General features: G+C 66.5%; 13 protein-coding genes. 11 read left to right on the top strand and 2 right to left on the bottom strand.

Annotation, left to right across the window (positions count from 1 at the left end):
* Positions 1 to 6 precede the first annotated feature (6 nt).
* Complete coding sequence (locus QM672_RS01485) at positions 7 to 1,872, bottom strand: AsmA family protein (RefSeq protein ID WP_311942475.1); 1,866 nt, start codon at positions 1,870 to 1,872, stop codon at positions 7 to 9.
* Between the two features lie 278 nt (positions 1,873 to 2,150).
* The gene (locus QM672_RS01480) at positions 2,151 to 2,825 is read right to left on the bottom strand and encodes a hypothetical protein (RefSeq protein WP_311942476.1); all 675 of its coding nucleotides are present in this window, start codon (positions 2,823 to 2,825) and stop codon (positions 2,151 to 2,153) included.
* A gap of 253 nt (positions 2,826 to 3,078) precedes the next feature.
* On the opposite strand from QM672_RS01480, the gene QM672_RS01475 reads away from it, so the two are divergent.
* The 11 genes from QM672_RS01475 (at position 3,079) to QM672_RS01425 (ending at position 15,426) form a co-directional block, all read left to right on the top strand.
* Positions 3,079 to 5,175, top strand: a complete 2,097-nt coding sequence (locus tag QM672_RS01475; RefSeq protein ID WP_415080421.1) for an acetoacetate--CoA ligase — start codon at positions 3,079 to 3,081, stop codon at positions 5,173 to 5,175.
* A 158-nt stretch (positions 5,176 to 5,333) separates the two neighbouring features.
* Positions 5,334 to 5,735 carry a DUF2946 family protein gene (locus QM672_RS01470; RefSeq protein ID WP_415080420.1) on the top strand — a complete coding sequence of 134 codons (402 nt, stop codon included), beginning with the start codon at positions 5,334 to 5,336 and terminating at the stop codon, positions 5,733 to 5,735.
* A gap of 88 nt (positions 5,736 to 5,823) precedes the next feature.
* Positions 5,824 to 7,194: a PepSY-associated TM helix domain-containing protein gene (locus QM672_RS01465; protein WP_415080419.1), complete on the top strand. Its 1,371-nt coding sequence runs from the start codon at positions 5,824 to 5,826 to the stop codon at positions 7,192 to 7,194.
* A gap of 93 nt (positions 7,195 to 7,287) precedes the next feature.
* The gene (copC, locus tag QM672_RS01460) at positions 7,288 to 7,677 is read left to right on the top strand and encodes a copper homeostasis periplasmic binding protein CopC (protein WP_415080418.1); all 390 of its coding nucleotides are present in this window, start codon (positions 7,288 to 7,290) and stop codon (positions 7,675 to 7,677) included.
* Positions 7,677 to 8,558, top strand: a complete 882-nt coding sequence (copD, locus tag QM672_RS01455; protein ID WP_415080417.1) for a copper homeostasis membrane protein CopD — start codon at positions 7,677 to 7,679, stop codon at positions 8,556 to 8,558. Before copC ends, copD begins: the two co-directional genes overlap by 1 nt.
* 74 nt (positions 8,559 to 8,632) lie before the next feature.
* Positions 8,633 to 9,289, top strand: a complete 657-nt coding sequence (locus QM672_RS01450) for a hypothetical protein (protein ID WP_415080416.1) — start codon at positions 8,633 to 8,635, stop codon at positions 9,287 to 9,289.
* A gap of 90 nt (positions 9,290 to 9,379) precedes the next feature.
* Complete coding sequence (locus tag QM672_RS01445) at positions 9,380 to 10,093, top strand: type 1 glutamine amidotransferase (RefSeq protein WP_415080415.1); 714 nt, start codon at positions 9,380 to 9,382, stop codon at positions 10,091 to 10,093.
* A gap of 120 nt (positions 10,094 to 10,213) precedes the next feature.
* Positions 10,214 to 11,680, top strand: a complete 1,467-nt coding sequence (locus QM672_RS01440) for an FAD-linked oxidase C-terminal domain-containing protein (RefSeq protein ID WP_311942501.1) — start codon at positions 10,214 to 10,216, stop codon at positions 11,678 to 11,680.
* Positions 11,677 to 12,852, top strand: coding sequence for a glycolate oxidase subunit GlcE (gene glcE / locus QM672_RS01435; RefSeq protein WP_415080414.1), 1,176 nt, complete (start codon positions 11,677 to 11,679; stop codon positions 12,850 to 12,852). The genes QM672_RS01440 and glcE overlap by 4 nt, the downstream gene beginning before the upstream one ends.
* Before the next feature lie 135 nt (positions 12,853 to 12,987).
* Positions 12,988 to 14,283, top strand: a complete 1,296-nt coding sequence (gene glcF, locus QM672_RS01430; protein ID WP_415080413.1) for a glycolate oxidase subunit GlcF — start codon at positions 12,988 to 12,990, stop codon at positions 14,281 to 14,283.
* 99 nt (positions 14,284 to 14,382) lie between these two features.
* Positions 14,383 to 15,426, top strand: a complete 1,044-nt coding sequence (locus QM672_RS01425; RefSeq protein WP_415080412.1) for an alpha/beta hydrolase — start codon at positions 14,383 to 14,385, stop codon at positions 15,424 to 15,426.
* The last annotated feature ends 32 nt before the right edge of the window (positions 15,427 to 15,458 follow it).

The raw sequence follows: 15,458 nt of genomic DNA, 5'->3' as shown, positions 1-15,458 counted from the left end.
CGGTTCCTACTGCGCCGCCGAGGCCGGCGGCGTCTTGCCAGTTTCCTGCGTGACGTCACGGCCCGGCCGGATAAAGCTGCGCAGCAGCGGAGCGGCGGCACCCGAACGGCGGATCAACGCCTCGGTATCGGGCTCGACCACCGGCACCTCCCAGCCCCCATAGACGCGGAAAGGCAGGCGGAAGGGATTGGCGGCATCGGCGTCGCTCCAATTGGCCACGCCAGCCATGTCGAGGCTGCGCAGGGCGATATTGGCATCCCCCGTCAGCGACACCGAAAGAGAGCCGTTCTCCATGCGGCAATCGGCGGTCTTGGCCATGCCGTCGGCGATCTTGAAGCTGGCCTTGGCGAGGTCGAAGGTGGTGCGGCCGCCATAGGAGGATTCGAAACGGGCCGAGAGTGGCCGCCGCTCGATCTTCTGCATCAGGCTGGCGAGGTCGATACCGACCAGGGAACCACCGGCGACGCTGATGTCGGCCCTTCCCTGCAGCGAGCGCGACAGCTCGGCGATGGAGGCGCCGGTACCGTTCACGGCCATCGTGCCCGTGCCGGTTCCTTCCAGGCGCCGGAAACCGAAGAGATCGCCGAGCGCGCTGCCCATATCGACGCCTTCGAAGCTGGCCGCGGCGGCGAGTTCGGTCATCTTGTCGGAAGGCTTGAGCGCGATATTGCCCTTGAGCGTGCCGCCATAGGCGACAGCCTCGCCGAGGGCGAGCTCGAGCTGGCCGTTGCGGGTTGACACCGTTGCCGCGGCGCGGCCGAGACGGACCTTGTCGATGGTGGTCTCGCCGGCCGAAATACGCAGATCGAGGTCGCTGACCAGCAGGCTGTTGATGCTGATATGATCAGCACGCCATTTGCGCGGCCGGCCATCGGCGAGCTGGAGTTCATCGGAATAGGCGCTGAGGTCGAGCGTATCGGCGGCAAGCGTGCCGCTGACCTTGGGACGCTCCTTGCCGAATTCGACGGTGAGCGAGCCTTCGGCCTCGTTGCCGTCGAGCGAGAGCTGCACCTCGTTGAGGGAAATGGCGCTGTGATCGAGCGTCAGGGGCGACTGCAGGTCATAGGCGGCGAGACTGCGCCCGGCCGGCAGGCCGAATCCGAACCAGCGCAGCGTATCGCGCAGCGAAGTGCCGCTGGCCGAGACCTTGCCGTCCAGCCGCCCCGCCCCATCCAGCGTACCGCTGGTAGCAAGGTTGAGCGTATCCCCCTTGATACGCGCCCGCATATCCGACTTGCCGCCTGCGATCAGGCTGGCGGGATCGGCGAGTGCGACGGCAATCTCGGCCTCGCGGTTGCGCCAATTGATCACGCCGGCCGCCGACATTGCGTCGCTCCGACCAGCCCAGGCGAACGTGACGTCGTCGACCGAAACGGAGGTGGCCCGGCCGAGCGCGCTGTCGTCATAGCGGATAGTGCCATCGACAAGGCGGATGGTCTTGACCGGCATCGGCTTGTCGAAGCGCCCGGCGGCGGCCTCGGCCAGCACGCCCTCCTTGAAGTCCCACGAGCGTATACCGTTCTTGCCCGCGGTGAGGCCGATGCTGGCGCGCTTGAGCATCAGGCCCGATATCTCGATGCGCCCGATCACCAGAGACGCCAGGCGCAGCGTCCCCTGCATCTTGTCGGCCACCAGCAGCGGCGGCAGGCCTTCGGCGGCGGGAATGGTGACCTTCTCGATCATCAGCGTCGGCAACGGTGCCCAGGCCAGATGCACCTGCCCCTCGATGACGGGCGTCCGGCCGGTCAGGGCAACGATCTCGCGGGTAAAGGTATCGCGTAGCACGCTTTCCGGCGTCAGCCATGGCACGGTGAGCACCAGTGCAATGAGCGCAGCAGCGATAGCGGCCAGGGATAGCCCAATACGCTTCATGCCGTTTCCGCGCCTCGCTCGATCAAAAGGTGGTTGGTGACCTCTGCCATGCGCCCAGGCGACGGAGCTGAATCACAAACTCGATCCATTATAAATGGCAGTCCATCATGGTAAAAGCGAGGCTTGGTTGTGGCAAAGCCGCCATGCGGGAAAAGCGGCGGTCGCTGGCCATGACGGGTACGATACAATCGCGTGCCTCCAGTCCCCTATCATGGACCATCATGGTTAAGAAAGCCGGAAGAGGCCGGCGCGCCCACCTTCCGTGAAACCGCTCGGTTCTATCCTGCCGGCACCCCGATCAGATAGACCATATGAAACGGCTCCTGTCCCGGCTCCCCGAGCGACACTCGTTCGCGCCTCCAGGGCAGCGCCGAAGCAGCCAGATTGGCCTCGAAGGCTTTCGACTGGGTGGCCGACCACAGGCCGGCGACACCTCCCGGTGCGAGGGCGCTGATAATGCGGGCAATTCCCTCGCCCGAATAGAGCCAGTGGTTCGGCGCGTGCACGACATAATCGGGGCCATTGTCGGTATCGAGCAGGATGGCGTCGAAGCCGCCGGGCTCGGCGGCGATGATCTCGGCGACGCTGCCGGTGCGGACCTCAACGCGGGGGTCGGCCAGCGGATGACCGGCGAGCGGAGCGAGCACACCCCGGTTCCAGGCGACGATCTCGGGCAGGAGTTCGCTGACCAGGATGCGCGCCTGCGGGCCAGTGGCGTCGAGCGTCGCCCTCAGCGTATAGCCCATGCCGAGGCCGCCGATCAGGATACGCGGGGCTTGCGCATCCAGATGGCGGCAGATGGTTCTCGCCAGCACGATCTCCGAGCGGGGATCATGGTTCGACATCAATTCCCAACCGTTGAAGCGGATGTCGAAGAGACCGCCGCGCCGGCGCAAGGCGATCCGGTCGCCCTCCGCCGTCACCAGGCTGTCGAGTTCCGTCCAGATCTCCATCACCCCCGCTCCCTCACGCACGCGACGGTCTTATAGCAGGGCTACGGCAAAGGCTTCAGCCTTTCCAAGGACCGCGATCGTCCGGATGACCGACCGCTTTCGAACCGAAGCCCGGATCCCGGCTGAGACGGGTTGGTGCATTACCCTCTTCCTTAGAGCGCGAAATCGTCATACTGCAGTTGCGAAGAGCGACGCGGCAATGCCGGAAACTCTGCAAAGGGAAGCGCCGAAGCAAAGGGAAACAGCCGAGGACATGGCCAAGGAAACCACTGCCCAGGAAGCCACTGCCAAGGGAAGCACTGCCAAGGGAACCACCGGCAAGACCGCCAAGGACCGCAAGACAGTCACGCCCGTGTCCGACGAGGCGCTGGCGGATGCCACCGAAGCCGCTGCCGAGCCGGCCGACGACAAGCCGTTGTGGGTACCCTCCCCCGCGCGTATCGCGGGAACGCAGGTCTCGGCCTTCATCGCGGCTGCGAACGCCCGCCACGGCCTCACCCTCAAGACCTATGCCGACCTGCACCGCTGGTCGGTCGAAAGCGCAGCCGACTTCTGGAACCTGATCTGGGACGACAGCGGCATCAAGGGCGAGAAAGGCGAGCGTCTAGCCAGCGATCTCGACAACATGCTCCAGGCCCGTTTCTTTCCGGACGCCAGGCTGAACTTCGCCGAGAACCTGCTGCCGCGCAGCGACGACGAGCCCGCCTTGATCTTCCAGGGCGAGGACAAGGCCAGCCTCACCTTGAGCTGGCGCGAACTCACCGACCTCGTCTCGCGGCTGCAGCAGGCGATGCGCGCCGAAGGCGTGCAGATGGGCGATCGCGTCGCCGCGATGATGCCCAACCGGCCGGAGACGGTGGCGATCATGCTGGCCGCCGCCTCGATCGGCGCGATCTTCTCGTCCTGCTCGCCCGATTTCGGCGAGCGCGGCGTCCTGGACCGCTTCGGCCAGATCGCGCCCAAGCTGTTCTTCGCCATCGACGGCTACTGGTATGCCGGCAAGCGCATCGACAACGGCCCCAAGGTGATCGCCATCGCCGCCGAGCTCGGCTGCAAGACGGTGATCGTGCCCTATCTCGGCGAGGCCGAGGCGGTGGCCGCCAAGATCCCGGAAGGCACCACGCTGGCGATCCTCACCGCCCCCTACCGGGCCAAGCCGGTGACGTTCGAGGCGCTGCCCTTCAACCAGCCCCTGTTCATCCTCTATTCCTCCGGCACCACGGGCGTGCCGAAATGCATCGTGCACGGGGCCGGCGGCACGCTCCTGCAGCTGGTCAAGGAACACCGCCTGCAATGCGACCTGCGGCCGGGCGAGCGCAGCTTCTACTTCACCACCTGCGGCTGGATGATGTGGAACTGGCTGATCGCGGGCCTCGCCAATGGCGAGACGCTGCTGCTCTATGACGGTTCGCCCTTCCATCCCGAAGCCGGCGTGCTGTTCGATTTCGTCACGCGCGAGAAGGGCGTGATGCTCGGCACCTCGGCCAAATATATCGATGCGGCCCACAAGGCCGGGCTGACGCCGCGCGAGAGCCACGACCTGTCCTCGCTGCGGCTAATGACCTCGACCGGCTCGCCCCTGTCGCCGGAAGGCTTCCGCTGGGTCTATGAGGACGTGAAGGCCGATCTCCATCTCGCCTCCATCTCGGGCGGCACCGACATCGTCTCCTGCTTCGTGCTGGGCGATCCCACCTCGCCGGTCTGGTCGGGCGAGATCCAGGCGGCGGGCCTCGGCATGGCAGTCGACGTCTGGAACGACGATGGCCAGAGCGTGCGCGAAGAAAAGGGCGAGCTGGTGTGCACCCGCCCCTTCCCCTCCATGCCGGTGAAGTTCTGGAACGATGAAGGGGGCCACAAATACCGGGCCGCCTATTTCGAACGCTTCGACAATGTCTGGCACCATGGCGATTTTGCCGAATGGACCCGCCATGGCGGGCTGATCATCCATGGCCGCTCCGATGCCACGCTCAATCCGGGCGGGGTACGCATCGGCACCGCCGAACTCTATGCCCAGGTCGAGAAGATTCCGGACGTGCTGGAATCGCTCGCCATCGGCCAGGACTGGGAAGGTGACGTGCGCATCGTGCTGTTCGTACGCCTGCGCGAAGGCGTGACCCTGGACGACGCCCTCGTCGACCGCATCAAGCGCCAGATCCGCACCGGCGCCTCGCCGCGCCACGTGCCGGCCAAGATCATCGCCGTTGCCGACATTCCCCGCACCAAGTCCGGCAAGATCACCGAGCTTGCCGTGCGCGACATCGTCGCCGGCCGCAGCGTCAAGAACCAGGAGGCCCTGGCCAATCCCGAGGCGCTGGCCCTCTACAAGGACCTGCCGGCACTGAAGGATTGAGCAAGAGGCCCGCCGCTTCCCGGGCCGATCGCATCGGCGGGTCCAAAATCGCGACAATGTTGTTTCTTGCCGGGTCCAGCCCGGCAATGACAAGATGATCATCGCGCCGGTAGCCATCCTCGGCGCGCCTTGACAGGACACATCAGGAAACAGCGACGGTGCAGGTTTTGCGCATAGGCAGGGACATCACGAGGGCCGCCATCACGGCCCTTGCCGTCTATGCGCTGCTCGTCAACACCCTGCTGATGGGCGTGCTGATGGCGCCGCAATTGCGTGCCGATACGCTCGACCGCAACCTCGCCGCACTCGAAATCGTCTGTGCCGGCAACGGCATGGGCATCACCGATGCAGGATCGGGCCCACCCGCAGACCATCGTGGTCATGAGGCCGAGTGCTGCATCCTCTGCCCCGGCTTCGGCGGTCCGGCCTCACCCGCCGGCATCGACCTGCCGCGGCGCCTGCCCGTGGTGGCCGCCCTCGCCCCCTGGGCGGCGGACACCCGCATCCTCCCATCCCTCCATCACGCGGCCGCCCAGCCGCGCGGACCGCCGATGGCATGACCTGAGAACGACTCCCCTTTTGTTTTCCGCCTGACGCCGCCCGCAACGTCCTGTTGCGAGCAGGCGGACGGCAACTCAGGACACAGCCATGACCATCTCCCACGGCGCGGACGCCCTCGCGGTCGCTCCGCCCACGCGCCTGTCGCTGCAGCGCGCGATCTGGCGCTGGCATTTCTATGCCGGCCTCCTCTGCGTCCCCTTCATGATCCTGCTGGCCGTCACCGGTTCGCTCTATCTGTTCAAGGACGAGATCAACCACACGCTCTTTGCCTACCGTACCGTCGTCATCAATCCCGGCACGCCCGCTTTGTCGCCGGAAGAGCTGGTCGACAAGGCCCTGGAAGGCCGCCCCGAGGCCGCTGCCACCGCCTATGCCGAGCCCGCCGACGCCACCGCTTCGGCCAAGGTCACCTACAAGGACGACGGCGGCAAACACTACGTCTACCTCGATCCCTATAGCGGCGCGGTGCTCGACACCGTGCGCGCCGACCGCGAGCCGATGTGGCTGATCAAGAAGATCCACAGCCTGGAGCTGTTCGGCACCTTGACCAACCGGTTGATCGAGGCCGTCGGCGGCTTCGCCCTCATCCTGGTGATCACCGGGATCTATTTGTGGTGGCCCCGCGGCCAGAGCGGCGGCGTGGTGACTGTCCGCGGCACGCCGGCACGCCGGGTATGGTGGCGTGACCTCCATGCCGTCACCGGCGCCTTCGCCGGGCTGGTGATCTTCTTCCTGGCGGCGAGCGGCCTGCCTTGGGCCGGTTTCTGGGGCAAGCAGCTCAATGGCTTCGCGACGCAGGCGGGCCTGGGCTATCCCACCCAGCTCTGGGACGAGACGCCGAGTTCCACCGTGCCGCTGCAGGACGTCGTCGGCAAGGCCGGCTGGACGGTGGAGAATTCGCCGGTGCCCCAGTCGGCCCAGCCCTACACCCATGCGATCGGGCTCGACCGCGCGGTTGCCGTCGCCCGCGGCCTCGGCATCGCGCCCGGCTTCGAGATGGCATTGCCGACCGAAGAAAACGGCGTCTACACCGCGGCGATCTTTCCGGACGAACTCGCCAAGGAACGCACCATCCATATCGACCAATATTCGGGCAAACCGATCGTCGATCTCAAATTCGCGGATTTCGGCGGCGTCGCCAAGGCGATCGAATTCGGCATCAACGTGCATCAGGGCCAGCAATGGGGCCTCGCCAACCAGCTGGTGATGCTGGCGACCTGCCTTGCCATCATCCTCGCCAGCGTCTCCGGCGTGATGATGTGGTGGAAGCGCCGCCCGAGCGGCAGGCTCGGCGTGCCGCCCTATCCCGGCGATCCACGCGTCTATCGCGGCCTGTGGATCGTGGCTATCGCCGTCGGCCTTGCCTTTCCGATCACGGGGCTCGCCATCGCCGTGATGGTGGCACTGGATCTCCTGGTCATCCGCACCGTGCCGCCTTTGCGCCGCGCCTTTGCCTGAACGGCACCCTTCGCAGCCTGGAGGCAGCGGGGCCTGTCTTCGCCACCTCCCTATTGCTCCCATCCTTCCCCCGCCGATGATGGCGGACTAACCATGAAGGTTCACACCATGTCGCTCATGCACAATCTCTCGCGTCTTTCGCTCACTGCCGCCCTCAGCCTGACGGCAGCCGGATCGGCTCTGGCCCATGCCCATCTGAAATCCGCGGCCCCGGCCGGCGACAGCGCGGTCGCGGCGCCTGCAACGCTGGAGCTACATTTCAGCGAAGGCGTCGATCTCAAATTCTCGGGCGTCAGCCTGACAGGCCCCGACCAGAAGGCTATCGCGACCGGCGATACCGCCCATGCCGGCAATGACGAGGCCAGCCTCTCTGTGCCGGTCACGGCCAAGCTCGCACCGGGCAAATATACGGTGCAGTGGCACGTCCTCTCCAAGGACGGCCACAAGGTCAAGGGCAGCTATTCCTTCGACGTGAAGCCCTGATGGATCTCGAAACCGCTCTCCAGGCCTGCCGCTTCCTGCATTATGCCGCAGCGATGGCCCTGTTCGGCACCAGCGCCTTCCTCGCCGTCCTGGCGCCGAAGGAGCTGGCCGGCCGGCTCGAGGTGCGGTTGAGATTTTTGCTGACGGCGGCGGCAGGCCTCGCCGCCACGACCACCCTGGCCTGGCTCATGCTGAAGACCGGCGAGATCGGCGATGGCTGGGCCGACACGCTCGATCCGTCCCTGCTGGCCTCGGTGCTGACCGACAGCAGCTTCGGCCGGGCCTGGCAATGGCGACTGGCCTTCGCGATATGCCTGCCGGTAGTGTTCCTTCTCGGCGAACGTCGCCTGCCGGCCATCGCCTGCTGTTCGGGCCTGCTGCTCGCCAGCCTGGCCCTGACCGGCCATGCCGCCATGCTCAGCGGCTGGCCCGGCCTTCTGCAGAGGGGCAATCACATGCTCCATTTGCTGGCCGCCGGCGCGTGGCTCGGCGCCCTCATCCCGCTTCTGCCCTGCCTGGCCATGCTCGAAGGGGCGCCTCCCTCTGCCAGCGCCGGCCGGGCATTGCGCCGCTTCTCGACCGCCGGCCACGTCGCCGTCTCGCTCGTGGTCGTCACCGGCATCGCCAACACGGCCTTCGTGCTCGGGCACCCGCCGGCGGATTGGTCTTCGCCTTACCAGGCCCTGCTCGCAGCCAAGATCGGCCTCGTCGGCGTCATGATCGCCCTCGCCCTGACCAACCGTTACTTCCTTGTCCCTCGCATCCGCCTGGCGCGAGCGAGGTCGCTGTGGCTCTTGAGCTGTCTCACCGCCGCGGAGCTCGTGCTCGGGGCCGGGGTGCTCATCCTCGTCAGCCTGTTCGGCATGATCGAGCCGACTTGACAGGCACGCCGTATCGCGGTTTGCCTTGCCGGAAAGGTGCCCTCGGGGGCAGAGGCGATCGAAGGCAGGGCCAGATGCCGGGCAGGAATACAATCAGCGGAGTGCTCAGCCTCACCGGCCGCCTCGTCGGTGCGCTGCTGCTGGTCCTGCTGGCGAATTCCGCCTTCGCCCATCGCCAGGCCTCGGACGGCGACGGTACGGGAGCGGGCATTCCGATCCCCAACCTCACCCATGGCCAGATGGCGGTGATCGCCGCCAACATGCCCGATATCCTTGCCCTCGCCGACCGCCAGACCGGGCTCGACGAGACCGCGCGCCGGCTGCGCGCCTTCGTCGACTGGCAGTATTTCTTCTGCTTCCGCGGCCTGGTGCCGGGTAGCCTGAAGGACGAGGAAAGCCCCTTCAACGAGTGCAGCCATGCCTATCTCGCCGGCACGCAGGCCCTGCTGCTCGAGCTCCGGCAGACCCGCGGAGATCGCGCGGAGGTGCGTGCCCTGGTCGACAAGGTCGGGCTCGACATGGTCAGGAACAATGCCTCGCTGGTTCTTTGCCGCTTCAGCGGCGAGGCGTTCAATACCGCGGACGTGGTGTCGCCGCGCTGGAGCGAGGTGCCGGGACATCCGCCAAGCCTGGCGACCTTCGGCGGCCTTGCCTTTCTGATCGGCGGTGCCGTCTGGCTTGGCCTGCGGCGACGCACCGCGCCCGTTTCGGGTCCCCTGCCAGCCGGATGAGGGTTTGCGGGCGACAATAGGGCTTGCACGAAGCGGTGATTGCCTGTCGGATGGTCTGACCATTCGATTTTCGACGGCTTTCATCCCGCCATGCGTATTCTCGTCCTCCAGCATCTCGCTTCCGAGCATCCCGGTATTTTCCGTTCCTTCTTCGCCCGCGACGGTGTCGAATGGGACGCGGTCGAACTCGACGAGGGCGGTACCATCCCCGCACTCGACCCCTATGACGCGCTCTGGGTCATGGGCGGCGCCATGGATGTGTGGGACGTCGACCAGTTTCCCTGGCTGGTGGAGGAAAAGCGCATCATCCGCCATTGGGTGCTCCAGCTCGACAAGCCCTATCTCGGCATCTGCCTCGGCCATCAGCTCCTGGCCGATGCGCTCGGTGGCACCTGCGGGCCGCAGATCCCACCGGAAGTCGGCGTCTTCGATGTGGATGTGACGCAAGCCGGCCAGACTGATCCGCTGTTCGAAGGGCTCGCCCCGCGCTTTCGGGCCCTGCAATGGCATTCGGTGCGCGTCGCCCAGGCGCCCGAGGGCGCCGCGGTGCTGGCCTCTTCGCCGCTCTGCCCCGTCCAGGCTATTCGTGCCGCGCCGCGGGCCTGGGGCATGCAATATCATGTCGAGGCCGAGAACGCCGCCGTGCAGCAATGGGGCTGTGTGCCCGAATACAGGACCGCCCTGGAGCGCACCAATGGCGAAGGCGCCATGGAGCGCCTGCAGGCCGACATCGCGGCTCATGCCGAAGGCTTCGAGGCCAACGCCGCCATTGTCTATCGAAATTTCATGCGGCTCGCGCGATAATGGCGGCAAAAATTCAATAGGACATGCATGATTACTACCTTGAGGCCGTAAAAATGGCCCCTGGTGAGGCTGAATGCATCGGCGCGGTGCCGGATTCGGCGCTGCAGGAGGAAACCGACCATGCCTGAAGGCACCCCATCGACCACCGGCATTCCGATGCCGCCGCCCGATCCCGCCATCATGGCGCGGCGGCAGGCGATCGTCGACGGGCTGGCCGGGCTGGTGCCTGCGGCGAACCTGATCGTCAGCGAGGACGAGCGCCGCGCCTATGAGACCGATGCGTTCACCGCCTATCGCGCAGTGCCGCTTGCCGTGGTGCTGCCCGAGACCACCGAGGAAGTGGCGGCGATCCTGAAATTCCTCAACCAGGAGGGCGTTCCCGTCATCCCGCGCGGTGCCGGTACCTCGCTCGCCGGCGGCGCCTTGCCCCAGGCAGACGCCGTGGTCGTCGGCCTCTCCAAGATGAGCAAGGTGCTGGAACTGCGTTTCGAGGACCGGCTGGCACGCGTGCAGGCGGGCATCACCAATCTCGGCATCTCCGGCGCCGTGGCGCATGAAAGCTTCTTCTATGCGCCCGATCCCTCCAGCCAGCTCGCCTGCACGATTGCCGGCAACATCGCCATGAATTCGGGCGGCGCGCATTGCCTGAAATACGGCGTCACCACCAACAACATCCTCGGCGTCAGGCTGGTGACCATGGCGGGGGAGATCCTCGACATCGGCGGCGACGCCATGGATGCCGACGGCTATGACCTGCTCGGCATCGTCATCGGCTCGGAAGGTCAGTTCGGCATCGTCACCGAGGCGGTGGTGCGCATCCTGCCGATGGCCGAGGGCGCCCGCCCGATGCTGGTGGGCTTCGCCACCCCCGAGGAGGCCGGGCGCTGCGTGGCCGCCATCATCGCCTCCGGCATCATTCCCGTCGCCATCGAATATATGGACAAGCTCGCCATCGAAATCACGGAGGGCTTCGCCCATGCCGGCTATCCGCTCGACGCCGGCGCCATGCTGATCATCGAGGTCGAAGGCTCGGACGCCGAGATCGACCGCCTGCTCGGCCTGATCTCCACCATGGCGCGCCAGCACGGCGCCACCACCATCAAGATCTCCAAATCGGAGGCCGAGAGCGCGGCGATCTGGAAGGGCCGCAAATCGGCTTTCGGCGCCACCGGCCGCATCGCTGACTATATCTGCATGGACGGCACCATTCCGACCGGCCAGTTGCCGATGGTGCTCAAGCGCATCGACGAGATCACCGAAAGCCACGGCCTGCGCGTCGCCAACGTCTTCCATGCCGGCGACGGCAATCTGCACCCCCTGGTGCTCTACAACGTCAACGATGCCGACCAGCGCGAGAAGGCCGAGGCCTGCGGCTTCGACATCCTGCGGCTCTGCGTGGAGGCCGGCGGCTGCCTGACCGGCGAGCACGGCGTCGGCATCGAGAAGCGCGACCTGATGCGCGAGCAGTTCGACCAGATCGATCTCGACCAGCAGCGCGACCTCAAGCTCGCCTTCGATCCGAAATGGCTGCTCAACCCAGCCAAGGTCTTCCCGCTCGACATGCGGCCTGGAGGCTGGGCGGCATGACGGTGTTCTCCCCTACCAGCGAAGCGGAAATGGCCGGCATCGTTACCGAAGCCTTTCGGAACAAGATCCCGCTCGCCGTGACCGGCGGCGGCTCGAAGGCCGGCATCGGCAGGCCCGTGGATGCCTCCGCCATCCTGGAAACGCGGGGCCTTACCGGCATCACGCTCTATGAACCGGCCGAGATGGTGATCGGCGCCCGGGCCGGCACCTCGCTGGCGGAGCTTACAGCGACACTCGACGCCCGCGGCCAGATGCTGCCCTTCGAGCCGGGCGACTGGCGGCGGCTCCTCGATACCGCCCCGAATGATCCCACGGTCGGAGGCCTGGTCGCCGCCAATCTCTCCGGGCCGCGCCGGATCGTTACCGGGGCCTGCCGCGACAGCCTGATCGGCGTGCGCTTCGTCAACGGCAAGGGCGAGACCGTCAAGAATGGCGGACGGGTGATGAAGAACGTCACCGGATACGACCTGACCAAGTTGATGGCGGGCTCCTGGGGCACGCTCGGCATCCTCACCGAAGCGATCTTCAAGGTGCTGCCCAAGCCCGAGGCCAGCACCAGCCTGGTCTGGCAGGGCCTCGACGATGGCCAGGCCATCGCCCTGATGTCCTCGGGCCTCGGCAGCCCCTTCGAGGTTTCGGCGGCCGCGCATGTGCCGGCCGATCTCGCCTCCGGTACGGCTCTTACGGTGCTGCGTCTCGAAAATTTCGAAAGCTCGATCGCCTATCGGCAGGAACGGCTCGGCAGCCTGCTCAAGCGCTTCGGCGACCATGCCGTGCTCGAGCAGCAGGATTGCCGCAGCTTCTGGTTCGACATCGCCGACGTCGCGCCGCTGGCCCAGCAGGACGGCATGATCTGGCGTCTCTCGGTGGCTCCCTCCAAGGCTGCCGCGCTGGGCGCCTCGCTGCGCTGGCTCGGCGAGATCAAGCTGTTCTACGATTGGGGCGGCGGCCTGATCTGGCTGCTGGCGCCCGAGACGGCGGAATTTGCCAAGGCGATCGTCTCGGCCACCAAGGCCGAGGGCGGCCATGCCATGCTGATCAAGGCCAGCGCCGATTTCCGGGCCGGTTCCTTCCATTTCGGCGCCCAGGAGGGGCCGCTCGCCGCCCTGAGCGCCAGGGTGAAGCAGGCCTTCGACCCTGCCAACATCCTCAATACCGGGCGGCTGGGATGAGCAGCAAAAACATAATCTGTATCGCGTCATTGCAAGCGCAGCGAAGCAATCCAGCAGCCCCGGATACGGTGCTTGCAGGCCCGTGGATTGCTTCGCTGCGCTCGCAATGACGGCATAACTGGACCGGATCAACGCATGCAGACGAATTTCTCCCCGGCCCAGCTCGCCGATCCGCATATGAAGGAATCGGAGCAGATCCTGCGCACCTGTGTGCATTGCGGCTTCTGCACCGCCACCTGCCCGACCTATGTGCTGCTCGGCGACGAGCTCGATTCCCCGCGCGGGCGCATCTACCTGATCAAGGACATGCTGGAAGGCGGCAAGCCGGCCACCGCCGAGGTGGTCAAGCATGTCGACCGCTGCCTGTCCTGCCTGTCCTGCATGACGACCTGCCCCTCGGGCGTCAACTACATGCATCTGGTCGACCATGCCCGAGCCCATATCGACAAGACCTATCGCCGCCCGGCCAGCGAAGCCCTGCTGCGCACGCTGATGGCCAAGGTCCTGCCCAACCGCCGGGCCTTTCGCTGGAGCATGGCGCTGGCGCGGCTCGGCCGTCCCTTCGCGGGCCTCGCAGCCAGGCTGCCGCAGGGCAAGCGTCTCGCTGCCATGCTGGCCCTGGCCCCGGCCTCGCTGCCCTCCGCCTCCTCCGCCACGCGCCCCGGCAGTTTCGCGCCGAAGACGGCCAGGAAAGGCCGCGTCGCGCTCCTCACCGGCTGCGCCCAGGCCGAACTCGCCCCAGGCATCAACGAGGCCGCGATCCGCCTGCTCAATCGCCATGGCATCGAGGTGGTGCTGCCCAAGGGCGAAGGCTGCTGCGGTGCTCTCGTCCACCACATGGGCAAGGAAAACGACGCCCTCGCCTATGCCAAGACCAATATCGACGCCTGGACCGCCGAGATGGCCAAAGGTCTCGACGCCATCCTGATCACCACGTCGGGCTGCGGCACCACCATCAAGGATTACGGTTTCATGCTGCGCGGCGATCCCGCCTATGCGCAGAAGGCCGCCGCCGTCTCGGCCATCGCCAGGGACATCAGCGAATATCTGGAAACCCTGCCGGCCCTGCCGGTGACGGTCGAGACCGGACAGAGCGTGACCTATCACGCCGCCTGCTCGCTGCAGCACGGCCAGCAGATCAAGACGGCGCCCAAGACCTTGCTCAAGCGCGCCGGCTTCCAGGTGAAGGAGGCGGCGGAAGCCCATCTGTGCTGCGGCTCGGCCGGCACCTACAACATGCTGCAGCCTGAGATCTCGGAGCGCCTGCGCGAGCGCAAGCTCGGCAATATCGCCGCCACCAAGCCCGAGATCATCGCTGCCGGCAATATCGGCTGCATGACGCAACTGGCGCAGGGGACCACGACGCCGATCGTGCATACCGTGGAACTCCTGGATTGGGCGACAGGAGGGCCAAAACCGAGAGGATTGTGACCCCTGGGATCGCAGGCGTCTCGCCTGCTCTTCCTTTCCGACACGCTCAGAGCTTCCAAGAGCAGGCGCGACGCCTGCGGTCCCAGGAGATCAACGGAGATGCCGATTCTGAAACCCGGTGGCCTCCTCTTGGCCCTATTCCTCACGTTGCCGAACCCGGCCCTTGCCCAGGACGAGCGGGCGCCCAACGAAAAGCCGGTGAAAGTCATCGCCGACGGGCGTATCGCCGTGCCCGGTGGCGGCGAACTGCCGCTCTACGTTTCGGCCGACTGGTCCAAGCCGTTGCCGCAGGTCGATCGCGCCGTCCTGGTGCTGCATGGCCGGCTGCGGGACGCCGACGTCTATTTCCGCTCGGCTCTCAAGGCTCAGGCCGCTGCGGGCGCCGCCGGGCAAACCACCTTGATGGTCGCGCCGCAATTCCTCGCCAAGGTGGACGTCGAGGCCTTCGGCCTGCCGCCTGAAGTGCTGCGCTGGACCCTGACGAGCTGGCAGGGGGGCGAGGACGCCCTCGCCCCCAAGCCTGTGAGTTCCTTTGCCGCCCTCGACGCCATTCTCGCCCGCCTTGCCGATCGCCGCCTGTTCCCGCATTTGCGGGAGGTGGTGGTCGCCGGCCATTCCGGCGGTGGGCAGGTCGTGCAGCGCTACGCGATTGCCGGCAAGGGCGAAAGCACGCTCGCCGCCGCTGGCATCGGCGTACGCTATGTCGTCGCCAACCCCTCCTCCTATGCCTATTTCTCTCCCAAGCGGCCGGCGCCTGATGTTGCCGCCGCCTGCCGGGGCTTCGACGACTGGAAATACGGCATGCAGGCCCGCCCGTCCTATCTCGCCTCGCCCTCGCCGGATGCGCTGGAGAAGACCTATACCGCCCGGCGCGTCATCTACCTGCTTGGCACCGCCGACACCGATCCCAACCACCCCGCACTCGACAAGACCTGCATGGCCGAAGCCCAAGGCCCCTATCGCCTGGCTCGTGGCGAGGCCTATGTCTCGGCGATGCGCCAGCGCGACGGCGGCACGCCCCGCCACAGCCTGTGGCTGGTCGAGGGCGTGGGCCATAACGGCGACAAGATGCTGACTTCGTCCTGCGGGCTCGCTGCCCTGTTCGACCAGCCGGGCTGCCCCACGGCGAAGGCCTCGCCCTGACGACAGGCATGTTTCGGCTACCGCCGAAGCAT

The sequence above is a fragment of the Labrys sp. (in: a-proteobacteria) genome (assembly GCF_047605565.1).
Taxonomy (GTDB): domain Bacteria; phylum Pseudomonadota; class Alphaproteobacteria; order Rhizobiales; family Labraceae; genus Labrys; species Labrys neptuniae.
This window is presented reverse-complemented; position numbering and strand designations above follow the sequence as displayed.

Coding starts and splice junctions, on each gene's coding strand:
- copC (WP_415080418.1), top strand. CDS start 7,288: ATGAAGGTTCACACCATGTCGCTCATGCACAATCTCTCGCGTCTTTCG.
- QM672_RS01485 (WP_311942475.1), bottom strand. CDS start 1,872: ATGAAGCGTATTGGGCTATCCCTGGCCGCTATCGCTGCTGCGCTCATT.
- QM672_RS01440 (WP_311942501.1), top strand. CDS start 10,214: ATGCCTGAAGGCACCCCATCGACCACCGGCATTCCGATGCCGCCGCCC.
- glcE (WP_415080414.1), top strand. CDS start 11,677: ATGACGGTGTTCTCCCCTACCAGCGAAGCGGAAATGGCCGGCATCGTT.
- QM672_RS01445 (WP_415080415.1), top strand. CDS start 9,380: ATGCGTATTCTCGTCCTCCAGCATCTCGCTTCCGAGCATCCCGGTATT.
- QM672_RS01425 (WP_415080412.1), top strand. CDS start 14,383: ATGCCGATTCTGAAACCCGGTGGCCTCCTCTTGGCCCTATTCCTCACG.
- QM672_RS01475 (WP_415080421.1), top strand. CDS start 3,079: ATGGCCAAGGAAACCACTGCCCAGGAAGCCACTGCCAAGGGAAGCACT.
- QM672_RS01450 (WP_415080416.1), top strand. CDS start 8,633: ATGCCGGGCAGGAATACAATCAGCGGAGTGCTCAGCCTCACCGGCCGC.
- glcF (WP_415080413.1), top strand. CDS start 12,988: ATGCAGACGAATTTCTCCCCGGCCCAGCTCGCCGATCCGCATATGAAG.
- QM672_RS01465 (WP_415080419.1), top strand. CDS start 5,824: ATGACCATCTCCCACGGCGCGGACGCCCTCGCGGTCGCTCCGCCCACG.
- QM672_RS01480 (WP_311942476.1), bottom strand. CDS start 2,825: ATGGAGATCTGGACGGAACTCGACAGCCTGGTGACGGCGGAGGGCGAC.
- copD (WP_415080417.1), top strand. CDS start 7,677: ATGGATCTCGAAACCGCTCTCCAGGCCTGCCGCTTCCTGCATTATGCC.